General features: G+C 65.3%; 17 protein-coding genes. 12 read left to right on the top strand and 5 right to left on the bottom strand.

The window, feature by feature from the left end; genetic code table 11:
- Positions 1–10: 10 nt before the first annotated feature.
- Positions 11–2,923, top strand: a complete 2,913-nt coding sequence (locus tag M4J40_RS02875; protein ID WP_251751953.1) for an AsmA-like C-terminal region-containing protein — start codon at positions 11–13, stop codon at positions 2,921–2,923.
- Between the two features lie 10 nt (positions 2,924–2,933).
- Here M4J40_RS02875 and glk read toward each other — a convergent pair whose 3' ends face one another.
- Both glk and M4J40_RS02865 read right to left on the bottom strand, forming a co-directional pair.
- Complete coding sequence (glk, locus tag M4J40_RS02870; protein ID WP_251751952.1) at positions 2,934–3,950, bottom strand: glucokinase; 1,017 nt, start codon at positions 3,948–3,950, stop codon at positions 2,934–2,936.
- A 12-nt stretch (positions 3,951–3,962) separates the two neighbouring features.
- The gene (locus tag M4J40_RS02865) at positions 3,963–4,388 is read right to left on the bottom strand and encodes a methylglyoxal synthase (protein WP_251751951.1); all 426 of its coding nucleotides are present in this window, start codon (positions 4,386–4,388) and stop codon (positions 3,963–3,965) included.
- Between M4J40_RS02865 and M4J40_RS02860 the strand changes: the two genes are divergently transcribed.
- The 11 genes from M4J40_RS02860 (at position 4,375) to upp (ending at position 15,084) form a co-directional block, all read left to right on the top strand.
- Positions 4,375–4,722 (top strand): hypothetical protein, encoded by a 348-nt coding sequence (locus M4J40_RS02860; RefSeq protein ID WP_251751950.1) that lies wholly within the window; start codon positions 4,375–4,377, stop codon positions 4,720–4,722. The genes M4J40_RS02865 and M4J40_RS02860 overlap by 14 nt on opposite strands.
- 89 nt (positions 4,723–4,811) lie before the next feature.
- Positions 4,812–5,807: a BMP family protein gene (locus M4J40_RS02855; protein ID WP_251751949.1), complete on the top strand. Its 996-nt coding sequence runs from the start codon at positions 4,812–4,814 to the stop codon at positions 5,805–5,807.
- 81 nt (positions 5,808–5,888) lie between these two features.
- Positions 5,889–7,412, top strand: a complete 1,524-nt coding sequence (locus M4J40_RS02850; protein ID WP_251751948.1) for an ABC transporter ATP-binding protein — start codon at positions 5,889–5,891, stop codon at positions 7,410–7,412.
- Positions 7,413–7,419: 7 nt separating this feature from the next.
- Positions 7,420–8,523, top strand: a complete 1,104-nt coding sequence (locus M4J40_RS02845) for an ABC transporter permease (RefSeq protein ID WP_251751947.1) — start codon at positions 7,420–7,422, stop codon at positions 8,521–8,523.
- A 10-nt stretch (positions 8,524–8,533) separates the two neighbouring features.
- Positions 8,534–9,502, top strand: coding sequence for an ABC transporter permease (locus tag M4J40_RS02840; RefSeq protein WP_251751946.1), 969 nt, complete (start codon positions 8,534–8,536; stop codon positions 9,500–9,502).
- 1 nt (position 9,503) lies between these two features.
- Entirely contained in the window at positions 9,504–9,923 is a 420-nt protein-coding gene (locus M4J40_RS02835; RefSeq protein WP_251751945.1) for a cytidine deaminase, read from the top strand.
- 6 nt (positions 9,924–9,929) lie between these two features.
- The gene (locus tag M4J40_RS02830; RefSeq protein ID WP_251751944.1) at positions 9,930–10,751 is read left to right on the top strand and encodes a purine-nucleoside phosphorylase; all 822 of its coding nucleotides are present in this window, start codon (positions 9,930–9,932) and stop codon (positions 10,749–10,751) included.
- Positions 10,748–12,064 carry a thymidine phosphorylase gene (deoA, locus tag M4J40_RS02825; RefSeq protein WP_251751943.1) on the top strand — a complete coding sequence of 439 codons (1,317 nt, stop codon included), beginning with the start codon at positions 10,748–10,750 and terminating at the stop codon, positions 12,062–12,064. Before M4J40_RS02830 ends, deoA begins: the two co-directional genes overlap by 4 nt.
- 86 nt (positions 12,065–12,150) lie before the next feature.
- Positions 12,151–13,368, top strand: coding sequence for a phosphopentomutase (locus tag M4J40_RS02820; RefSeq protein ID WP_251751942.1), 1,218 nt, complete (start codon positions 12,151–12,153; stop codon positions 13,366–13,368).
- A 37-nt stretch (positions 13,369–13,405) separates the two neighbouring features.
- Positions 13,406–14,365 (top strand): adenosine deaminase, encoded by a 960-nt coding sequence (gene add, locus M4J40_RS02815; protein WP_251752161.1) that lies wholly within the window; start codon positions 13,406–13,408, stop codon positions 14,363–14,365.
- Positions 14,366–14,457: 92 nt separating this feature from the next.
- Positions 14,458–15,084 (top strand): uracil phosphoribosyltransferase, encoded by a 627-nt coding sequence (upp, locus tag M4J40_RS02810; RefSeq protein ID WP_251751941.1) that lies wholly within the window; start codon positions 14,458–14,460, stop codon positions 15,082–15,084.
- Positions 15,085–15,149: 65 nt separating this feature from the next.
- Here upp and M4J40_RS02805 read toward each other — a convergent pair whose 3' ends face one another.
- From M4J40_RS02805 to M4J40_RS02795, 3 genes are read right to left on the bottom strand one after another with little or no spacing between them, the layout of a single operon-like run.
- Entirely contained in the window at positions 15,150–16,121 is a 972-nt protein-coding gene (locus tag M4J40_RS02805) for a type II secretion system F family protein (RefSeq protein WP_251751940.1), read from the bottom strand.
- A gap of 9 nt (positions 16,122–16,130) precedes the next feature.
- Entirely contained in the window at positions 16,131–17,129 is a 999-nt protein-coding gene (locus M4J40_RS02800) for a type II secretion system F family protein (RefSeq protein ID WP_251751938.1), read from the bottom strand.
- A gap of 28 nt (positions 17,130–17,157) precedes the next feature.
- Positions 17,158–18,630, bottom strand: a complete 1,473-nt coding sequence (locus M4J40_RS02795; RefSeq protein ID WP_251751936.1) for a CpaF family protein — start codon at positions 18,628–18,630, stop codon at positions 17,158–17,160.
- Positions 18,631–18,640: the final 10 nt, after the last annotated feature.

Raw genomic sequence — 18,640 nt, 5'->3', positions numbered from 1 at the left:
TCGGGGAGGCATGGTTCGCGTCATCTCGGCCTTGTCGGGACTGGTGCTGGTCGTCTTGGCGTTGCGCCTGGCGATGGCCCCTCTTTTCCCGCTCGACAAGTTCGTGGAGCCGACGATCGCCGCGTTTGAGGCGGACACCGGCACGGCTGTCAGGATCGGTCGGGCCGACTTGCAGCTTTTGCCGACGCCGCGCGTCGTGGCCTCCGACGTCGGGATCGAGTTGCCGGACGGGCTGGGCACCGTGCATGCCGACCGCCTTCTGCTCGCTCTCAGTCCGCTGCCCTTTCTGTCCGGTTCGGCTGAACTTCGCGAGGTGACGGTCGAGCGCCCGGTCCTTCGGCTTTCACTCGGTGAAGGCGATCGCGATCCGGTCAAGGCGATCGGGGCCTTGGCCGGCCTGGCCGATCGGGCATCCGCCCGGCATTTCCAGGCTTTGGACGGGCGGCTCGCGTTGTCGATGGGGGGCGTGGAAGCCAATCTTGATGGGGTGGTGGCGTCGGCGAGCCGTGCGGGAGACGCCGATCGCCTTTCCTTCAAGGCAACGCTGAATGGGACGCCACTGTCATTGACGGTGGAGGCGGGATCGGCGGGCGCAACGCGGGCCGAGCTTGTCGCCCCGGCGCTGAGCCTTGGTCTCGACGGGGGGCTGGCTGGAGGCGCCTTCGCTGGCCGTCTCGACCTGTCGGTGCCGGACGCCGCCGCGCTGGGTGGTCCCTCCGGAACGGTTGAGCTCGAGGGGGCCGTCACACTGTCATCCGATCGGGTCGAGATGGTCGACGCCACCGCCAACCTCTTTGGCAGCACAGGTCGGTTGTCCGCAGCGTGCGATCTTGGCGAACCGCGTGCCTCCGTCGATGTCCATGCCGATTTTGGGCGGCTGCCGGCGGGATCCCTAGTGGTACTGGCCACGCTTGCAACCCGCATGGGTTTCGACCCGATCGGCGGAGTGGCGCCCTTTGATGCCGGTCTCGATTTGAAGCTGGAAGAAGTGGCTCTTTCCGGTGGCGACCTTCGCAAGCTTCGCATCACCGCGGTGGATCGCGAGCGGCGTTTCGGTGCGCGTATCGACGGGGCGGCGGGCGATGGCATGGTGTCCGGGCGGCTCGATCTGGTGCCCGCGGACGAAGGCCGACGGCTTGCAGCGTCCCTGGTCGCCAAGAATGTCTCGGTCGCCGACGTCGCGGCGTTGGTGGGCGTTGCCGCGCCGCTCACTGGCCGCCTTGCAGCCGATCTCCGCATGTCGGCCCACGGGCGCTCTGCTGAAGAGCTGGCGACTACGCTTGCCATCGACGGCGCCGCTCAGCTTCGCAATGGGTATCTCCGGCCAGTGCCGTTTGTCGGCGAACTCGCATCGCCGGCCTTGAGCGGGGTTGCCGCCGATCTGTCGGTCACCGGCCTCGACAAGCCGGCGCGGCTGACCGGGCAAGGGAAGGTGTCGTCGGGTGTCGTCACCTTCGAGGCCGAGGCGATGCCGCGCCGATTGATCGAGGGGGGCGCTGCGCCGATCCTGGCCAAGCTCGACGGGCCGGTCTTGTCCGCCGTTTTCGACGGTACGGTTGATCCCTTGGCCGTTGCTGCGAATGGCAGTCTTGCACTGACGAGCCGCCGGCTTCAGACGCTTTTCGGAGGTGGCGACTTGCCGCCAAACGCCTCTCTGGATGGGCGCCTCGAAGCAGGCGTCGGTCACATGACGATGGCTGACGCGCGCCTGATGCTTGGGGATAGTGTCCTTGCCGGTGTGCTTGATCTGGTGACCTCAGGCGATCACGGCCGACTTAGCGGACGCCTCAGCGGCGACACCATCGACGTGGCCCTATTGGCCGGAGCCGTTGCCAATACCCTATCCAAAGCCGACCGACCGTTCGGGATCGACGCGGACTTGCGCATAGAGGCGGGGGGAATCTCGGCTGGTCCGCTGGTGGCGGCTGCCGGTCCGGTCGATCTCCGTCTTGATGGCAAGGGCGCCGAAATCGGACTCCCTCGGCTGTCGCTCGGCGGCGGCAGTGGCGAGGCGACGGTGACGGTCAGGGCGGCAGGCGGACGCCCGGTCTACGCCGCCAAAGGGAGCTTGGAGGGCGCGCGCCTGGCGAGTCTCGCGCCGCTCGTCGGCACGGCTGTCGACGGTGAGTTCGGCCTGGAGGCCGATGTCGTTGCCGAGGGGCGGACGCTGGCGGACCTCTTCAAATCGGTCATCGGCGCTGCCGACTTTTCGATTTCGCGCGGCGTTCTCGATGGCGTCGATCCCGTGGCGTTGCTCGGGCGGCTGGCTCGAGCGGTGCAGCTTGGCTATGGCTCGGATGAGGGGAGGGTCGGCTTCGATACTCTCTCTGGCCAGCTGAAATTGGCCAAAGGCGTGGCGAGGAGCGACGATCTCACGTTCGCCGCCGGGGATCTCCAGCTGTCGGGTTCCGGCAGCCTCCGCCTCGCCAGTGGCGCCATGGATCTGCGACTCAAGCCGAAACTGAGCGGATATCCCGATTTCGAGGTGCCGGTTGCCGTCGTCGGTCAGCTCGTCGCGCCCCGCCTTTATCCCGACCTGCCGGGTCTTCTGGCCGATCCAGCCTGGGGTTATGCTCGCCTGGCAACCATGGGAGGCGGCTTCGCCCGTCTGATCGAGGGCGATGCTCCCAAGCTCGAAGCCGTCAAGCCGGATGCGATGACGTCGATGATCGACCAGCTTGCCGAACCGGCCGCGCCGGTGAAAGCGCCTCCTCCGCAGGCCGCGACGCCGACAATCGTTCCGCCGCTTCCCTTGGACCGGCCGGTCGATGTCCAGCCCAAGTCACAGGGAGAGGGGGATGTCCGGCGTCCGCCCCTTCGTGCCGGCGGGCCGCTCGACCTCGGCGCGCTCGGGAGAGCGGGGAGTGTCGCTGCGCCGGCCTCCTCCTGCCGACCGGGGCGTGACGGCCGTTGTATCCCCTGACGAGGATGGCTCAGCCGCGCCAGTGCCGGCCGTCAAGGCGAAGGCCGAAGGTATCCGGGCGCCGGGCGAAATCGACGAGGCCGGCGAGAGCCGGGCGGTCGTGGACGATGATCGCCGTGGGCAGCGAGGCCATCAGTCCCTGATGCGGGTACTTGTCCTCGAAGGCGGCGCGGAAGCCGCCCTGCTGCAACACCTTGACGATGCGCGGCGCGATGCCGCCGGCCAGATAGACGCCGCCATGGGAGAGGAAGGTCAGGGCAAGGTTGCCGGCGATGCGGCCGAGGTGCTCGGCGAACAGCGCAACCGTTTCGACGGCCATCGGGTCGCCTGCCTCGGCGGCGGCGGTCACGGCGGCTGGCGTGTCGCAGGCCGGGAAGGCCTTGCTGGCGGCGGCGACCGCGCGATAAAGGCGCAGGAGACCGGAGCCGCAGATGATGGTTTCGCCGGTGACCCGGCCGCCGGCTCGCTCGATATGCGGCCAGATATCGTAGTCGCGGGCGGTCACCGGGGCGAGGTCGATGTGGCCGCCTTCGCCGGGCACCGGCACCCAGAGGCCGGCTGCGTCGACGAGGCCTGCTGCGCCGAGGCCGGTGCCGGGGCCGATCACCACCTTGGTACCGCGCTCTGGCGGCAGGGTGCCGCCGACGGCGACCAGATCCTTCGCCTTCAGACCGGGCAGGCAGAGGCCAAGCGCCTCGAAATCGTTGAACAGGATCACGTGATCGAGCTTGAAGCGCTCGACGAGGCGTTTCGGCGTGACCACCCAGGGACAGTTGGTCAGCTGCGTGCTCTCTTCGCCGATCGGCCCGGCCAACGCGAAGACCAGCGACTTCGGCACCGGCGCGCCGGCATCGATCACCGCGCCCTGGATGGCGTCTTCGATGGTCGGGAAGAGTCGCGTCTCGACGGTGTCGAAGTGGCGGATCTCACCCTCGGCATCGACAAGGAGGGCGAAGCGGGCGTTGGTGCCGCCGATGTCGGCGAACAGGACCGGAAAGGTGACGACGTTGGAAACGTTCTGGGACATCGTGATCTTCGCTCAGTCGGAGGAAACGGGGGAGAGGGGAGCAAAACCGTCGGCGCGGATCAGCAACTCCGCCGTCGCGCGGTTGAGGGCCATCGGAATATCGTAGACGACCGACAGGCGGGTGAGCGCCTTGACGTCGACGTCGTGCGGCATGGGTGACAGCGGATCGATGAAGAAGATGAGGCCGCTGAGGCGTCCCTCGGCGATCATGGCGCCAATCTGCTGGTCCCCGCCGAGCGGGCCGCTCTTGAGGCGGGTGACGTCGAGGGCGGGGCAGGCTTCCCGGATCCTGCCGCCAGTTGTGCCGGTGGCGAACAGGCGGAAGTCGGACAGCCGCCGCTCGTGAGTGCGGGCGAAGGTGACCATCTCGTCCTTTTTGGCGTCGTGGGCGACGAGCGCAATGGCCGGGGCGATGGAAGTTGCGATGGGCGCGGTCATCGTATCCTTCGGTGCAGTAGGGATTTCGCTGGGCACGCTCTTAGCGCCTTTCCCCCTGAAACGGTATCGGTTTTGCGCTTCGCCCGAGGGAAAATTCGGCTTCTGGGGGATCGTTATCCATCTTTTCTACGGACAAACACGCAATGTCGAAGCGGCGAGCGACGGGGCGGCTTGGCATGAGACGATGTCGGTAGACGGATCGGCGGCCGGTTTTGGCCAGCGTTGGCGCGTTATCTGGCAGCGTATGCCTCCACCGAAAGCGTTGTGCATCAATATTGTCCATTTGGTCAAAAACGCAAGAAAGACGATGCAAATGCGTAGAAAGCATGCTTAGGTAATCGCCACTCGGGGGAGGGGCATATTGGGGTTCCCTTCGCCGACCAGCCCGAACGGGGGCTCCTTCCAAAAGGGGTGAGGAACACGATGATCAACAAACTGATCGGCGCTACCTTTGTCGCAGCCATGCTGACGAGCACGGCCATGGCCGCGGACGTCAAGCCGGCGCTCGTCTATGGCACCGGTGGCAAGTTCGACAAGTCCTTCAACGAGGCGGCCTACGGCGGCGCGGAGAAGTTCAAGGCCGAGACCGGTATCGAATATCGCGACTTCGAGCCGACCGGCGACACCCAGGGTGAGCAGGCGATCCGCAACTTTGCCTCCAAGGGCTTCAACCCGGTGGTGGCTGTCTCGTTTGCCTGGACCTCGGCCATCGAGAAGGTCGCGACCGAGTTCCCCGACACCAAGTTCGTCATCGTCGACGCCGTCGTGGACAAGCCGAACGTTCGTTCGGTGGTCTACAAGGAAGAAGAGGGCTCCTACCTTGTCGGCACCGTTGCCGGCCTGTTCTCGAAGACCGGCAAGGTCGGCTTCGTCGGCGGCATGGACATTCCGCTGATCCGCAAGTTCGAGTGCGGTTACGAGCAGGGCGCCCGTGCGGCCAAGGCCGGCAATGACGTGCTCCAGAACTACGTCGGCACCACCGGCGCTGCCTGGAGCGATCCCGTGCGCGGCGGCGAGCTCGCCAAGGGCCAGATCGACCAGGGCGTGGACGTCATCTACGCGGCAGCCGGCGCTTCGGGCATCGGCGTGTTGCAGACCGCTGCCGACCAGGGCAAGTATTCCATCGGCGTCGACAGCAACCAGAACTACCTGCATCCGGGTTCGGTGCTGACCTCGATGGTCAAGCGTGTCGACCTCGCCGTTTACAACGCCTTCACTGACGCCAAGACCGACAAGTTCACGGCTGGCGTGCAGGCGCTGGGCATCAAGGAAGACGGCGTGGCCTGGGCCTATGACGACAACAACAAGCCTCTGATCACGCCGGAAATCCTGGCGGCGGTCGAGAAGGCCAAGACCGACATCGTCTCCGGCGCGGTCAAGGTGCACGACTACATGTCGGACAACTCCTGCCCGAAGTGATCTCACCGTCATGAGGGCGCAAGGCATGGCCGGTTCTTCGGGCGTGCCTTGCGCCTTTTTCGTATCCGGAGCCGTCAAGCCGTGAGCCCAACACCGACCGCAGCGCCCGCCATCGAACTGATCGGCATCGACAAGAAATTTGGCGCCGTCCACGCCAACAAGAACATCAACCTCACCGTTGCCAAGGGCTCGATCCACGGCATCATCGGCGAAAATGGCGCCGGCAAGTCGACACTGATGTCGATCCTCTACGGCTTCTACCATGCCGACGCCGGGTCAATCCGCATCAATGGCGAGACGACCGTGATCGATGACAGCCAGGCGGCCATTACCGCCGGCATCGGCATGGTCCACCAGCATTTCATGCTGGTCGAGAATTTCTCCGTGCTCGAGAACGTCATCCTCGGCGTCGAAGGTGGCGCGCTGCTCGGTGGCGGCGTTTCCGAGGCGCGGTCGGCGCTGAAGCGTCTTGAAGCCGACTACGGGCTCGAGGTCGATCCCGACGCGATCATCGAAGAGCTGCCGGTCGGTTTGCAGCAGCGTGTCGAGATCCTGAAGGCACTCTATCGCGGCGCCGAGATCCTGATCCTCGACGAGCCTACGGGCGTGCTGACGCCGGCCGAGGCGGACCACCTGTTCAAGATCCTCGGTGTGCTGCGCGATCAGGGCAAGACCATCGTTCTCATCACCCACAAGCTCCGCGAGATCATGGCCATTACCGACACCGTCTCGGTCATGCGACGCGGCGAGATGGTGGCGACCCGTCGCACCACCGAGACGACGGTCGAAGAGCTTGCCGAACTTATGGTCGGTCGCCGCGTCCTGCTGCACGTCGAGAAAGGGCCGGCGGCGCCGAGCGACATCGTGCTGTCGGTTCGCAACCTCACCGTGAAGGACGGTCGCGGCGTAACCATGGTCGACAACGTCTCCTTCGACGTCCGCGCCGGCGAGGTGGTCGGCATCGCGGGTGTTGCCGGCAACGGCCAGTCGGAGCTTCTCGAGGCGATCACCGGAATCCGCAAGCCAACCTCCGGCGAGATCCTGTTCCACGGCAAGCCGGTCACCGGTTTCGATTCCGCCCGCCTTAGGGCGCTCGGTCTCGGTCATATTCCCGAGGACCGTCATCACATGGGCCTCGTGCTGGGGTTCGAGGAAAGCGAGAACTCGGTTCTCGGCTATCATCGCGATGCCCGCTACGGCCGGGGTCCGCTGCTCGATCTCGACGCCTGTCGGGAGGATGCCAAGACCAAGATCGAGAAGTATGACATCCGCCCACCCAACTGCCGGCTCAAGACCGCCAATTTTTCCGGCGGCAACCAGCAGAAGATCGTCGTCGCCCGAGAAATCGAACGCGATCCGGCGCTTCTTGTGGTGGGACAGCCGACGCGTGGCGTCGACATCGGCGCCATCGAGTTCATCCATCGCCGGCTGATCGCCATGCGCGACGCCGGCAAGGCGGTGCTCCTGGTTTCGGTGGAACTCGACGAGATTCGCTCGCTTTCAGACCGCATCCTCGTGATGTTCGCCGGCCATGTGGTTGGCGAAAAGACGCCGGATACCGGTGAACAGACACTCGGCCTGATGATGGCCGGCATTGCCGCGTGAGGCCGAGATGAGCACCGCGTCCGTACCGCTTCCCAACTGGATCACCTACGGCCTGATGCCGTTCCTCAACCTCGTTGTCGCCTTCCTGATCTCAGGCGTCGTCGTCTGGTTCATCGGCGAAAGCCCGCTCGATGCCGTGACGCTGCTGTTGCAGGGCGCCCTCGGCAATGGCGAGGGCATAGGCTTCACGCTCTACTACGCCACCAACTTCATTTTCACCGGCCTGTCGGTGGCCGTCGCCTATCATGCCGGCCTGTTCAACATCGGCTCGGAAGGCCAGGCCTATGTCGGCGGCCTGGGCGCGGCGCTCGCCTCGCTGGCTCTCGATCACTATGTGCCCTGGTACGTGACAATGCCGTTCGCCGTGGTCGGCGCCGCGATCTTCGGCGCCGCCTGGGCGTTGATCCCGGCATGGCTGCAGGCCAAGCGCGGCAGCCATATCGTCATCACTACCATCATGTTCAACTTCATCGGCGCGGCGATGATGGTCTACGTGCTCGTCCACGTGCTGATCGTGCCGGGCAAGATGGCGCCGGAAACGCGCGTTTTCCTCGAAGGTGGCCAGCTGCCCAAGCTCGACTGGCTGATCGCGCTGTTCGGCGGCAAGATCGGGGCGGCGCCGTTCAACGTGTCGTTCCTCATCGCGCTGGTCATGTGCTTCGTGGTCTGGGTACTGATCTGGCGGACCAAGCTCGGCTATGAGATCCGCACCCTTGGCGCCAGCCCGACGGCCGCCATCTACGCCGGCATTCCCTATGTGAAGACGGTGATCATCACCATGCTGATCTCCGGCGGCCTCGCCGGCATGATGGCGCTCAACCCGGTGCTCGGCGCCTCGGCCCGCCTGCAGGTGGAGTTCGTCGGTGGCGCCGGCTTCGTTGGCATCGCAGTGTCGCTGATGGGGCGCAGCCATCCGATCGGCATCGTGCTCGCCGCCATCCTGTTCGGCGTGCTCTATCAGGGCGGCGATGCCCTGTCGTTCGACATGCCGAAGATCACCCGCGACATGATCGTCGTTATCCAGGGTCTGGTGATCCTGTTCGCCGGCGCCCTCGAATACCTGTTCCGACCGGCCATCGTCCGGGTCTGGCAGCGGTTCGGCAAGGCTTGAGGAGGGATCAATGGAAAACCTCGACCTCATCTCGATCCTCGGCTCGACCATTCGTCTGTCGATCCCGCTGATCTTCACCGCGCTGGCGGGTTTGTTCACCGAACGGGCCGGCGTGTTCGACATCGGCCTCGAAGGCAAGATGCTCTTTTCGGCCTTCGCGGCGGCCGTTGCCGCCTTCATGACCGGCTCGCCCTGGCTCGGTCTTCTCGCCGGCATCACCGTGTCGGTGTTGATCTCATTGGTTCACGGCTTCGCCTCGATCACCAATCGCGGCAACCAGATCGTGTCGGGCGTCGCCATCAACTTCCTGGCGTCGGGCCTTACCGCGGTTCTCGGGCAGGCCTGGTTCAGTCAGGGGGGGCGAACGCCGCCGCTGGCCGCCTCGGCCCGCTTTACCGAGATCGTCTTTCCCTATGCCGATCAGCTGCGGGATACGGGCTTTCTGGGCCGCTTCTATGCCAACGTCATTTCCGGCCACAACATCCTGACCTACCTCGCCTTCATCGCGGTGCCGGCTTCCTGGTGGGTGCTCTATCGCACTCGCTTCGGCCTGCGTCTGCGTGCCGTGGGCGAGAACCCGGGCGCCGTCGACACCGCTGGCATTTCGGTGACCTTCCTGCGCTATCGCGCCACCGTGTGTGCCGGCATTCTCTGCGGTTTCGCAGGCACTTATCTCGCCATCGCCCAGTCGGCAGGGTTCGTGAAGGACATGTCGGCGGGCAAGGGCTACATCGCATTGGCCGCGTTGATCTTCGCCAAGTGGCGGCCGGTGCCGGTGATGCTGGCCTGTCTGCTGTTCGGCTTCCTCGACGCATTCGCCAACTTCATGCAGGGCAAGAGTGTGCCGGGTATCGGTGAGGTTCCGGTTCAGATCTTCCAGGCACTGCCCTATGTGCTGACCTGTGTTCTGCTCGCTGGTTTCATCGGCGTGGCCCGGCCGCCGAAGGCCGGTGGCGTGCCTTACGTCAAGGAGCGGTGAGATGGCCGATTTCGACAGGCTGTTCGCAGCGGCCAGCGCCGCCCGGGCCAAGGCGCACGCGCCCTATTCCAACTATGCCGTCGGTGCGGCGCTGCTCGCCGACGATGGCAACATCTACGCCGGTTGCAACGTCGAGAACGCGTCCTTCCCGGAAGGGTGGTGCGCCGAGACGACAGCCATCGGCCATCTGGTGATGGGCGGCGCCAAGCGCATCGTCCGCGCCGTGGTCGTGGCAAACCGCATTGACGGAGAGCGCGTGCCGGGCGGACGCTTCTGCACGCCTTGCGGGGGGTGTCGCCAGCGTCTCATGGAGTTCGCGGCTTCACCGTCCACAGAGGTTTGGGCTGCCGATCCCGAGGGCGCCAGCCAGCGTTTCACGATGGCCGAGTTGTTGCCGGCCGGATTCGTTCTTGAGGAGTGAACGAACATGTCCGAGATTTCCAACGGTGCCCGCGCGGCGGCGATGATCGCCTCCAAGACGGATCTGAAGCCGGTCGTCGGCATGGTGCTTGGCTCCGGCCTCGGCTCGTTCGCCGATAGCGTCGAGGACGCGGTCCGCTTCTCCTTCGCGGACCTGCCCGGCTTCCCGGTGTCCACCGTCTCCAGTCACAAGGGCGAGCTGGTCATCGGCCGCATTGCCGGCCAACCGGTGGCGGTCCTGTCCGGTCGCGCTCATTACTATGAGCACGGCGAAGCGGCCGTCATGAAGACGCCGATCGAGGTGCTGAAGCTGATCGGCTGCAAGGCGGTCATCCTGACCAATGCTGCTGGTGGCCTGCATCTTGAGGTCGGGCCGGGCGAGCTGATGCTGATCACCGATCACATCAACTTCACCGGGTCCAATCCGCTGGTCGGCGAGCTGGGCGACGAGCGCTTCGTCGGCATGTCGCAGGCCTATGACCTGCGGCTTCAGAAGCTGTTCCGCGAGGCCGCCGCCGCCGAGGGCATCACGCTGCATTCGGGCGTCTATGTCTGGTTCACCGGCCCGTCCTTCGAGACCCCGGCCGAAATCCGCGCCGCCAAGATCCTGGGCGGCGACGCTGTCGGCATGTCGACGGTGCCGGAGGTGATCCTCGCCCGTTACATGGGTCTCGAAGTGGCCGCCGTTTCCACCGTGACCAACCCCGCAGCCGGGCTCACCGACCAGGAGCTCAGCCACGAAGAGGTCAAGGAGGCGGCGCCGAAGGGAGCCGACAAGCTTCGCCGCATGCTGCCGCGCGTCATCGCAGCCTATGGAGCCTCCTCATGAGCTTCCTGCCGCAGGAAATCATTCGTCGCAAGCGCGACGGCGCCGTGCTCAGCCGGGAAGAAATCGCCTTCATGGTCGAAGGGCTGACGGCCGGCTCGGTCACCGAGGGGCAGGTGGCGGCCTTCGCCATGGCTACGTTCTTTCGGGGCATGACCATTGATGAGCGGGTGGCGCTGACGCTTGCCATGCGCGATTCCGGCACCGTGCTTGATTGGTCGGACTTGCCTGGTCCGGCGCTCGACAAGCACTCGACCGGCGGTATCGGCGACACCGTGTCGCTGATGCTCGCACCGGCCATCGCTGCCTGCGGCGGTTATGTGCCGATGATCTCCGGTCGGGGCCTGGGCCACACCGGCGGCACCCTCGACAAGCTCGACGCGGTACCGGGCTACAAGACGCAGCCGGACAACGAGCTGTTTCGCAAGGTGGTGCGCGAGGTCGGCTGCGCTGTCATCGGCCAGACCTCGGATCTCGCGCCTGCCGACAAGCGGGTGTACGCCATCCGCGACGTCACCGGCACGGTTGAGAGCATCGACCTCATCACGGCATCCATCCTGTCCAAGAAGCTCGCGGCCGGCCTTCATGGGCTGGTGCTCGACGTCAAGACAGGCACCGGCGCCTTCATGGCGACGCTCGAGGACTCGCGTGCCCTGGCCGAGAGCCTTGTGCACGTGGCAAACGGCGCCGGCCTTCCGACCGTCGGCCTGATTACCGACATGAACGAGCCGCTCGGAACCGCCGCCGGCAACGCGCTGGAAGTTCAGCTCGCTGTCGATTTTCTCACAGGCAAGCGCATCGATCCGCGCATGTGGGAGGTGACGGTCGCACTGTCGGCCGAAATGCTGGTGATCGGTGGCCTCAGGCCCGACCTCGCTGAAGCGCGGGTGGCGGTCGAGGAGGCTTTCACCTCGGGGCGGGCCGCGGAGATTTTCGGCAGCATGGTCAGTGCGCTGGGCGGGCCGATCGATTTCGTCACCAAGGCCGACAGCTATCTCGTCAAGGCGCCGGTGGTGAGGCCGGTATACCCACCGCAGGCGGGGACCGTTTCCGCCATCGATGCGAGGGCGATCGGCGTGGCGGTTGTCGGGCTCGGCGGCGGCCGAACGCGCCCGCAGGACGCCATCGACCCCTCCGTCGGCTTTTCGGCCCTGGCCGGCCTTGGCCAGGATGTCGGGCAAGACCATCCAATCGGCTTCGTCCACGCGGCAAGCGACGCTGCCGCCGATGCGGCCTCGGCTGCCCTTGTCGCCGCCTACCGTCTGGGTGACCGGCCGGAGCCCGGCTCGCCGGTGATCGAACGGGTCGATGGCTAAGCCTTCCCAAGGGGCGGTCGCGGTCGGCGCTGCCCCAGGGACAGACGGACAAGGGTGAGGCGCCATTCGGGTGCCGGGGAGAAATCATGAAACGGGCCATCATCATCGTGCTCGACAGCTTCGGCATCGGCGGCGCGCCGGATGCCGCCCGCTTTGGTGACGAGGGGGCCGACACGCTCGGCCATATCGCCGCCGAATGCGCGGCCGGCCGGGGTGATCAGGCCGGCTTGCGGTCGGGCCCGCTGTCGCTGCCCAATCTTGAGCGGCTCGGTCTGGGGCTTGCCGCCGAGCTTGCCACCGGGCAGAAGCCGGCCGGCTTTGTTCGAAGCTCGGCCGAGGGGCGCTATGCCGCGCCGGCCGAACTGTCGAGCGGCAAGGACACGCCATCAGGTCATTGGGAAGTTGCCGGCGTGCCCGTGCCTTTCGAGTGGGGCTATTTCCCGCCGGATCCGCCAAGCTTTCCGGCCGACCTCATCGATGCCTATGTACGCGAGACCGGTGTGCCGGGCATTCTTGGCAACTGCCACGCATCCGGCACCGCGATCATCGACCGCCTTGGCGAGGAACACATCCGCACCGGCAAGCCGATCGTCTACACCTCGGCCGACTCGGTGCTGCAGATCGCTGCCCATGAGACGCATTTCGGCCTTGCCAAGCTGCTGGCCGATTGCGAGATCGCCCGCAAGCTGGTCGACCGTTATCGCGTCGGACGCGTCATTGCCCGTCCCTTCGTCGGCGAGACCAGGGAGACCTTCAAGCGCACCGCCAACCGGCGCGACTATGCCGTGCCGCCGCCGGAGCCGACGTTGCTCACCCGTGTCGAAGCGGCGGGCGGCAAGGTCTACGGCATCGGCAAGATCGGCGACATCTTCGCCCATCAGAACATCACCATTACCCGCAAGGGCAAATCCAACGACGGCAACCTCGATCTCGGCATCGCTGCGCTGGGCGAAGCTGGCGCCGGCGATCTCGTCTTCGTCAATCTCGTCGACTTCGACACCGAGTACGGACACCGTCGCGACGTAGCCGGTTATGCCGCCTGCCTTGAAGCTTTCGACCGGCGCCTGCCGGAGGTGGAAGCGGCGATGGGCGAGGGCGACATGCTGCTGATCACGGCCGACCACGGTTGCGATCCGACCTGGCACGGCAGCGACCACACGCGCGAGCGCGTGCCGGCACTGTTCGCCGGACGGGGGGTGCCGCCTGGTTCGGCCGGCCGGCCGGATACTTTCGCCGACATGGCCGAAACCGTTGCTGCGTGGCTTGGGCTTGCGCCCGGCCTGCATGGCCGTTCACTGCTCTGAAAGACGATCCATGACCGAGTCGACTGCCGTGCCTTCGGTGCCGAAGGCCGAACTTCACGTTCATCTCGAGGCCGGTGCCGCGCCCGAGCTGGTTCGTCGCAATGCCGCTCGTTATGGAGTGGACGTGTCGCGCCTGTTCGACGACGAGGGGCGCTATCTCTGGACCGACTTTTCGGCGTTCCTCGTTGCCTATGACCTCGCTGCCTCGGTGTTCCGTACGCCGGAAGACTTTGCCGAGATCGCCGAGGTCTACCAGCGGCAGGCTGCGGCGGCCGGGTCGATCTACACCGAGTTCTTCGTTTCGCCGGACTTTGGCGAGCGCTCCGGCCTCAGCTATCGGTCCTATCTCGACGGCATCGTCGAGGGTTTGCGCCGGGCCGAAGCGGCGACGGGCATCGTCGGCCGGGTGATTCCTCTTGTCGAGCGTCACTACGGTCCCGAACGGGGTGTCGAGGCGGCGCGCATGGCAGTGAACAACCTCGTGCCGGAGGTCGTTGGCTTCGGCATGGCCGGCGAGGAGCGCCTTCACGCTCCGCACGAGTTCGCCGCCGCCTTCGAGATCGCGTCCGAGGCTGGCTTGCCGCTCACCTGTCATGCTGGAGAGTGGTGCTCATGGGAGGGTGTCGCGGCAACGCTCGACGCCATTCCCGTGAAGCGAATCGGCCATGGCGTACGCGCCATCGAAAACGCCGATCTCGTCCGCCGGATTGTCGAACAGGGCATTCACCTCGAGGTTTGCCCTGTGTCCAACATTGCGCTTGGCGTCTATGCAAGCTATGGCGATCACCCGCTGCCGGCCCTTCGGGCGGCCGGGGTGCGTCATTCGCTCAATACCGACGATCCGCCTTTCTTCTGGACGTCGGTTGGCCACGAGTATGGGGTGGCCCGCGACACGTTCGGGCTGACCGAGGCGGAGCTTGCCGGGGTTACCCGTACTGCCGTCGAGGACGCCTTCTGCGACGCGGCGACCAAAGCGCGGCTTCTCGCTCTGCTGTAAGCGGGAATCTGGTGGAGATCGGGGAAAATGCCGGTTTCGGAGGCGGCTCCGAGTCTCTATGGTCGCCAAAACCCAAAGTCCGCGAGGAACCCATGAGCGTCAAGGTCATCGATCATCCGCTGGTGCAGCACAAGCTCACCATCATGCGTAAGCATGAAACCTCGACAGCGAGCTTTCGGCGGTTGTTGCGCGAGATCTCGACGTTGCTCTGCTACGAGGTGACGCGCGATCTCGCGTTGACCGAGGTAGAAATCGAGACGCCTCTCCAGACGATGACGGCGCCGACCCTTGAGGGCAAGAAGCTGGTGTTCGCCTCCGTGTTGCGCGCCGGCAATGGCTTGCTCGAAGGCATGCTCGATCTTGTGCCGGCGGCACGCGTGTCGCATATCGGCATCTATCGCGACCACGAGACGCTGCAGCCGGTCGAGTATTACTTCAAGGCTCCGGCCGATCTGTCCGATCGCCTCACCATCGTTGTCGACCCGATGCTGGCCACCGGCAACTCGTCGATTGCCGCCGTCGACAAGCTGAAGGAGCGTGGCGCCCGCGACATCCGCTTCGTCTGCCTTCTCGCAGCTCCCGAGGGAATCAAGAACTTCACGGACGCGCATCCGGATGTGCCGGTGTTCACGGCGGCGATCGACAGCCACCTCAACGAGAAGGGCTACATCGTGCCCGGTCTCGGTGATGCCGGCGACCGCATGTACGGCACGAAGTAAGTGCGACAATAACGTGATGCAGAGAAAAGCCCCGGATCGGGGCTTTTCGTTTGTGCGGTCTCTGCTTACAGCGAACTGATCTTGATGATGGCCGGCGCCATGATGACGGCGAACAGGACCGGCAGGAAAAAGAGGATCATCGGTACGGTCAGTTTGGGTGGAAGCGCGGCTGCCTTTTTCTCCGCTTCGTTCATCCGCATGTCGCGGTTTTCCTGGCTGAGCACGCGCAGGGTCTGACCGAGCGGGGTACCGTAGCGTTCGGACTGGATCAGTGCGAGGCAGACGGCCTTGACGCCGTCGAGGCCGGTGCGGTTCGCCAGATTCTCATAGGCCTGACGGCGGTCGGGCAGGAAGGACAACTCGGCGGTGGTCAGGCTGAGCTCCTCGGCCAGTGCCAGCGACTGACTGCCGATCTCCTCCGAGACGCGGCGGAAGGCGTGCTCGATCGACATGCCGCTCTCGACGCAGATCAGCAGCAGATCGAGAGAGTCCGGGAAGGCCCGCTTGATCGATTGCTGGCGCTTCTGCAGGGCGTTGGAGACGATGATGACCGGCAGATAGAAGCCTGCGTAGGCGATGACCAGGCAAATGCCGAGCTTGAAGGGCAGGGGGCGATCGATCTCCAGGACGATGAAGACGTAGAAAATCGCTAGCGCCAGAAAGCCGAAAGGCAGCACGAAGCGCGCGAAGAGGAAGGTGGTGGTGGCCGCCTCGCTACGGAAGCCCGCCTGCTTCAGCTTTTCCTCGCCCTTGTCGTCGAGCAGCGCCTTTCTGAGCGACAGCCGCTCGACGAGGCTGCGCATGTAGGCCTTGGACTCCTTGCCACGCAGTGAGCCGCGCCCTTCCTCGGCAAGACGGGCACGCTCGCGCTGGCGAATCCTTTCGCGCTCGTCGGCCACCGCACGCATGCGCGCCGGCAGTCGGTCGCTCGACAGGAGCGGCATGGCCAGGCTGAGAATGGTGGCGAAAATGGCGAGCGATATCAGGATGGCCATCAAGGCCACCGGATCGCGCAGAGTGTCGACGATCGCGCCCATGACGGCCTCTCAGAAGTCGAAGGCGATCATGCGCTTCATGACGAAGACACCGATCAGCATCCAGAGGAGGGAAATGCCGAGGACGATCTGCCCGATCGGCGTGAGAAACAGAACCAGGATGTAGTCCGGGCTGGTCAGATAGACGAGGACGGTGACGATGATCGGCAGAGACCCGATGATGCCGGCCGAGGACTTTGCCTCCATGCTCATGGCCTGGATCTTGGCGCGCATCTTCTTGCGCTCTCGCAACACCTTGGCGAGATTGCCAAGGGCCTCGGAGAGGTTGCCGCCGGCCTTCGACTGGATGGACAGCACGATGCCGAAGAAGTTGGTCTCCGGCAGGGGAACGCGCTCGTACATGCGGGTAACCGCCTCGTCGATCGGCATGCCGAGCTGCATTGCCTCGACCACGGTGCGAAACTCGCTCTTGACCGGTTCCTTGGCCTCGCTGGCGATCATCCTGAGGCAGTCATTGAGCGGCAGGCCGGCTTTGACGCCACGAACGATCACTTCGACGGCGTTGGCGAGCTCGTCGATGAAGGCGGCATGGCGGCGCTTGCGGATGAAGTTGACGAGAAAGCGCGGCAGGCCAACGGCACCGACGAAACCGGCGCCAAGTACCAGGAAGATCGGCAGGCCGACGAGCAGGCAAACCACAAAAATAACAAGGCCGGTCAGGACGCTGTAGATGTAGAAGCGAAGGATGGTCAGGCTGAGTCCGGCCTGAGCCAACCGGAGCTGCATCGGCGGGTTGGTGGACTTGGACGCCTTATGCTTCTGCTTGGCCTCGAGATCCTTCAGCGTTTCCTGGACATTGCGACGGCGGGCGCTCGGGGTGGCGGATGTCTTGGCCCGATCGATATCGACGGGGGGTGCCGCCACCTGTGTCCTGCGGCGTTCGGCCGATGCCTGCCGCTCGATGCGGCCGTAGAGAAAGCCGTAGAGCAGGGCGGCGATCGAGAAGCCGACGAGGCCCATCATCGCGAGGATGCGGATGTCGATCTCCATGCTCTCTCTCCCTGTTGCCGCCTGTTGATCAGCTGTAGGCGCCGGATGGCGGCGGCGCCTCGGACGCGTCGAGCGCGGCGGCGAGCCGACGCTCCTCGCCGTAGTAGCGTGCGCGATCCCAGAACTTCGGGCGGCCAATGCCGGTGGATCGGTGCTGGCCGATCAACCGGCCGTCGCTCTCCTCGCCGATGATGTCGTAGACGAACAGGTCTTGAGTGATCACGACGTCGCCCTCGAGGCCGACCACTTCGGTGATGTGGGTGATGCGACGCGAGCCGTCCCTAAGGCGCGCAGCCTGGACGATGACGTCGATCGACGAGACGATCATTTCGCGCACCGTCTTGGACGGCAGGGTGTAGCCCCCCATGGAAATCATCGATTCGATACGGGAGATGGCCTCGCGCGGCGTGTTGGCGTGCAGCGTGCCCATCGAGCCGTCGTGGCCGGTGTTCATCGCCTGCAACAGATCGAAGGCCTCGGGGCCACGCACTTCGCCGACGATGATCCGCTCGGGTCGCATGCGCAGGCAGTTCTTCACGAGATCGCGCATGGTGACCTGGCCCTCGCCCTCAAGGTTGGGCGGGCGCGTTTCGAGACGGACGACGTGCGGCTGCTGCAGTTGCAGTTCGGCGGCGTCCTCGCAGGTGATCACGCGTTCGGTCGGTTCGATGTAGGCGGTGAGGCAGTTGAGCAACGTCGTCTTGCCCGAGCCGGTACCGCCGGAAATCAGCACGTTGCAGCGGCAATGGCCGATGATTTCAAGAATGGTGGCGCCTTCCGGCGTGATCGAGCCGAACTTGACCAGCTGCGGAAGGGTCAGCTTGTCCTTCTTGAACTTTCGGATGGTCAGGGTCGGACCGTCGATGGCGAGCGGCGGTGCAATGACGTTGACGCGGCTGCCGTCGGGAAGGCGGGCATCGCAGATCGGCGATGCTTCGTCGACGCGGCGGCCGATCTGGCTGACGATGCGCTGGCAGATGTTCATCAGCTGCACGTTGTCGCGGAACCGCACCCCGGTCTTGACCATCTTGCCGGCCACTTCGATGAAGGTGGCGTTGGCCCCGTTGACCATGATGTCGGCGATGTCGTCGCGGGCCAGCAATGGCTCGAGCGGACCGTAACCGAGCACGTCGTTGCAGATGTCGTCGAGCAGTTCCTCCTGCTCGGAGATCGACATCACCACCGCCTTCAACGAGATGATGTCGCCGACGATGTCGCGGATTTCTTCGCGCGCCGTCTCGACGTCGAGCTTGGCGAGCTGGCTCAGGTCGATGGTCTCGATCAGCGCCGAGAAGATCGAAGACTTGGTGTCGTAGTAGTTGTCGGACTTGCGCCGTTCCTGCACCTCAGGCGCCGGGGGAGGCGCGGATCGGGCAGTGGGGGCAGGCGCTGGCTTGGCCGCCGGCGCGGCGACGGGCGCCGGCTCGACGGCCCGCGTCGTCGGGGCCGTCGCCGGTTTCTCCTGCGCCAAACCGAAAGAACCACGCTTGCCAAAGGACATTGAACCTCTC

It is taken from the genome of Pleomorphomonas sp. JP5 (genome assembly GCF_023721815.1).
Lineage (GTDB): Bacteria > Pseudomonadota > Alphaproteobacteria > Rhizobiales > Pleomorphomonadaceae > Pleomorphomonas.
This window is presented reverse-complemented; position numbering and strand designations above follow the sequence as displayed.

Bases quoted from the DNA above. Each gene is read 5' to 3' on its own strand.
- M4J40_RS02795 (WP_251751936.1), bottom strand. From the start codon at position 18,630: ATGTCCTTTGGCAAGCGTGGTTCTTTCGGTTTGGCGCAGGAGAAACCG.
- upp (WP_251751941.1), top strand. From the start codon at position 14,458: ATGAGCGTCAAGGTCATCGATCATCCGCTGGTGCAGCACAAGCTCACC.
- M4J40_RS02860 (WP_251751950.1), top strand. From the start codon at position 4,375: ATGGGCGCGGTCATCGTATCCTTCGGTGCAGTAGGGATTTCGCTGGGC.
- M4J40_RS02800 (WP_251751938.1), bottom strand. From the start codon at position 17,129: ATGGAGATCGACATCCGCATCCTCGCGATGATGGGCCTCGTCGGCTTC.
- M4J40_RS02855 (WP_251751949.1), top strand. From the start codon at position 4,812: ATGATCAACAAACTGATCGGCGCTACCTTTGTCGCAGCCATGCTGACG.
- M4J40_RS02845 (WP_251751947.1), top strand. From the start codon at position 7,420: ATGAGCACCGCGTCCGTACCGCTTCCCAACTGGATCACCTACGGCCTG.
- M4J40_RS02875 (WP_251751953.1), top strand. From the start codon at position 11: ATGGTTCGCGTCATCTCGGCCTTGTCGGGACTGGTGCTGGTCGTCTTG.
- deoA (WP_251751943.1), top strand. From the start codon at position 10,748: ATGAGCTTCCTGCCGCAGGAAATCATTCGTCGCAAGCGCGACGGCGCC.
- M4J40_RS02805 (WP_251751940.1), bottom strand. From the start codon at position 16,121: ATGGGCGCGATCGTCGACACTCTGCGCGATCCGGTGGCCTTGATGGCC.
- M4J40_RS02840 (WP_251751946.1), top strand. From the start codon at position 8,534: ATGGAAAACCTCGACCTCATCTCGATCCTCGGCTCGACCATTCGTCTG.
- M4J40_RS02835 (WP_251751945.1), top strand. From the start codon at position 9,504: ATGGCCGATTTCGACAGGCTGTTCGCAGCGGCCAGCGCCGCCCGGGCC.
- glk (WP_251751952.1), bottom strand. From the start codon at position 3,950: ATGTCCCAGAACGTTTCCAACGTCGTCACCTTTCCGGTCCTGTTCGCC.
- M4J40_RS02865 (WP_251751951.1), bottom strand. From the start codon at position 4,388: ATGACCGCGCCCATCGCAACTTCCATCGCCCCGGCCATTGCGCTCGTC.
- M4J40_RS02830 (WP_251751944.1), top strand. From the start codon at position 9,930: ATGTCCGAGATTTCCAACGGTGCCCGCGCGGCGGCGATGATCGCCTCC.
- M4J40_RS02820 (WP_251751942.1), top strand. From the start codon at position 12,151: ATGAAACGGGCCATCATCATCGTGCTCGACAGCTTCGGCATCGGCGGC.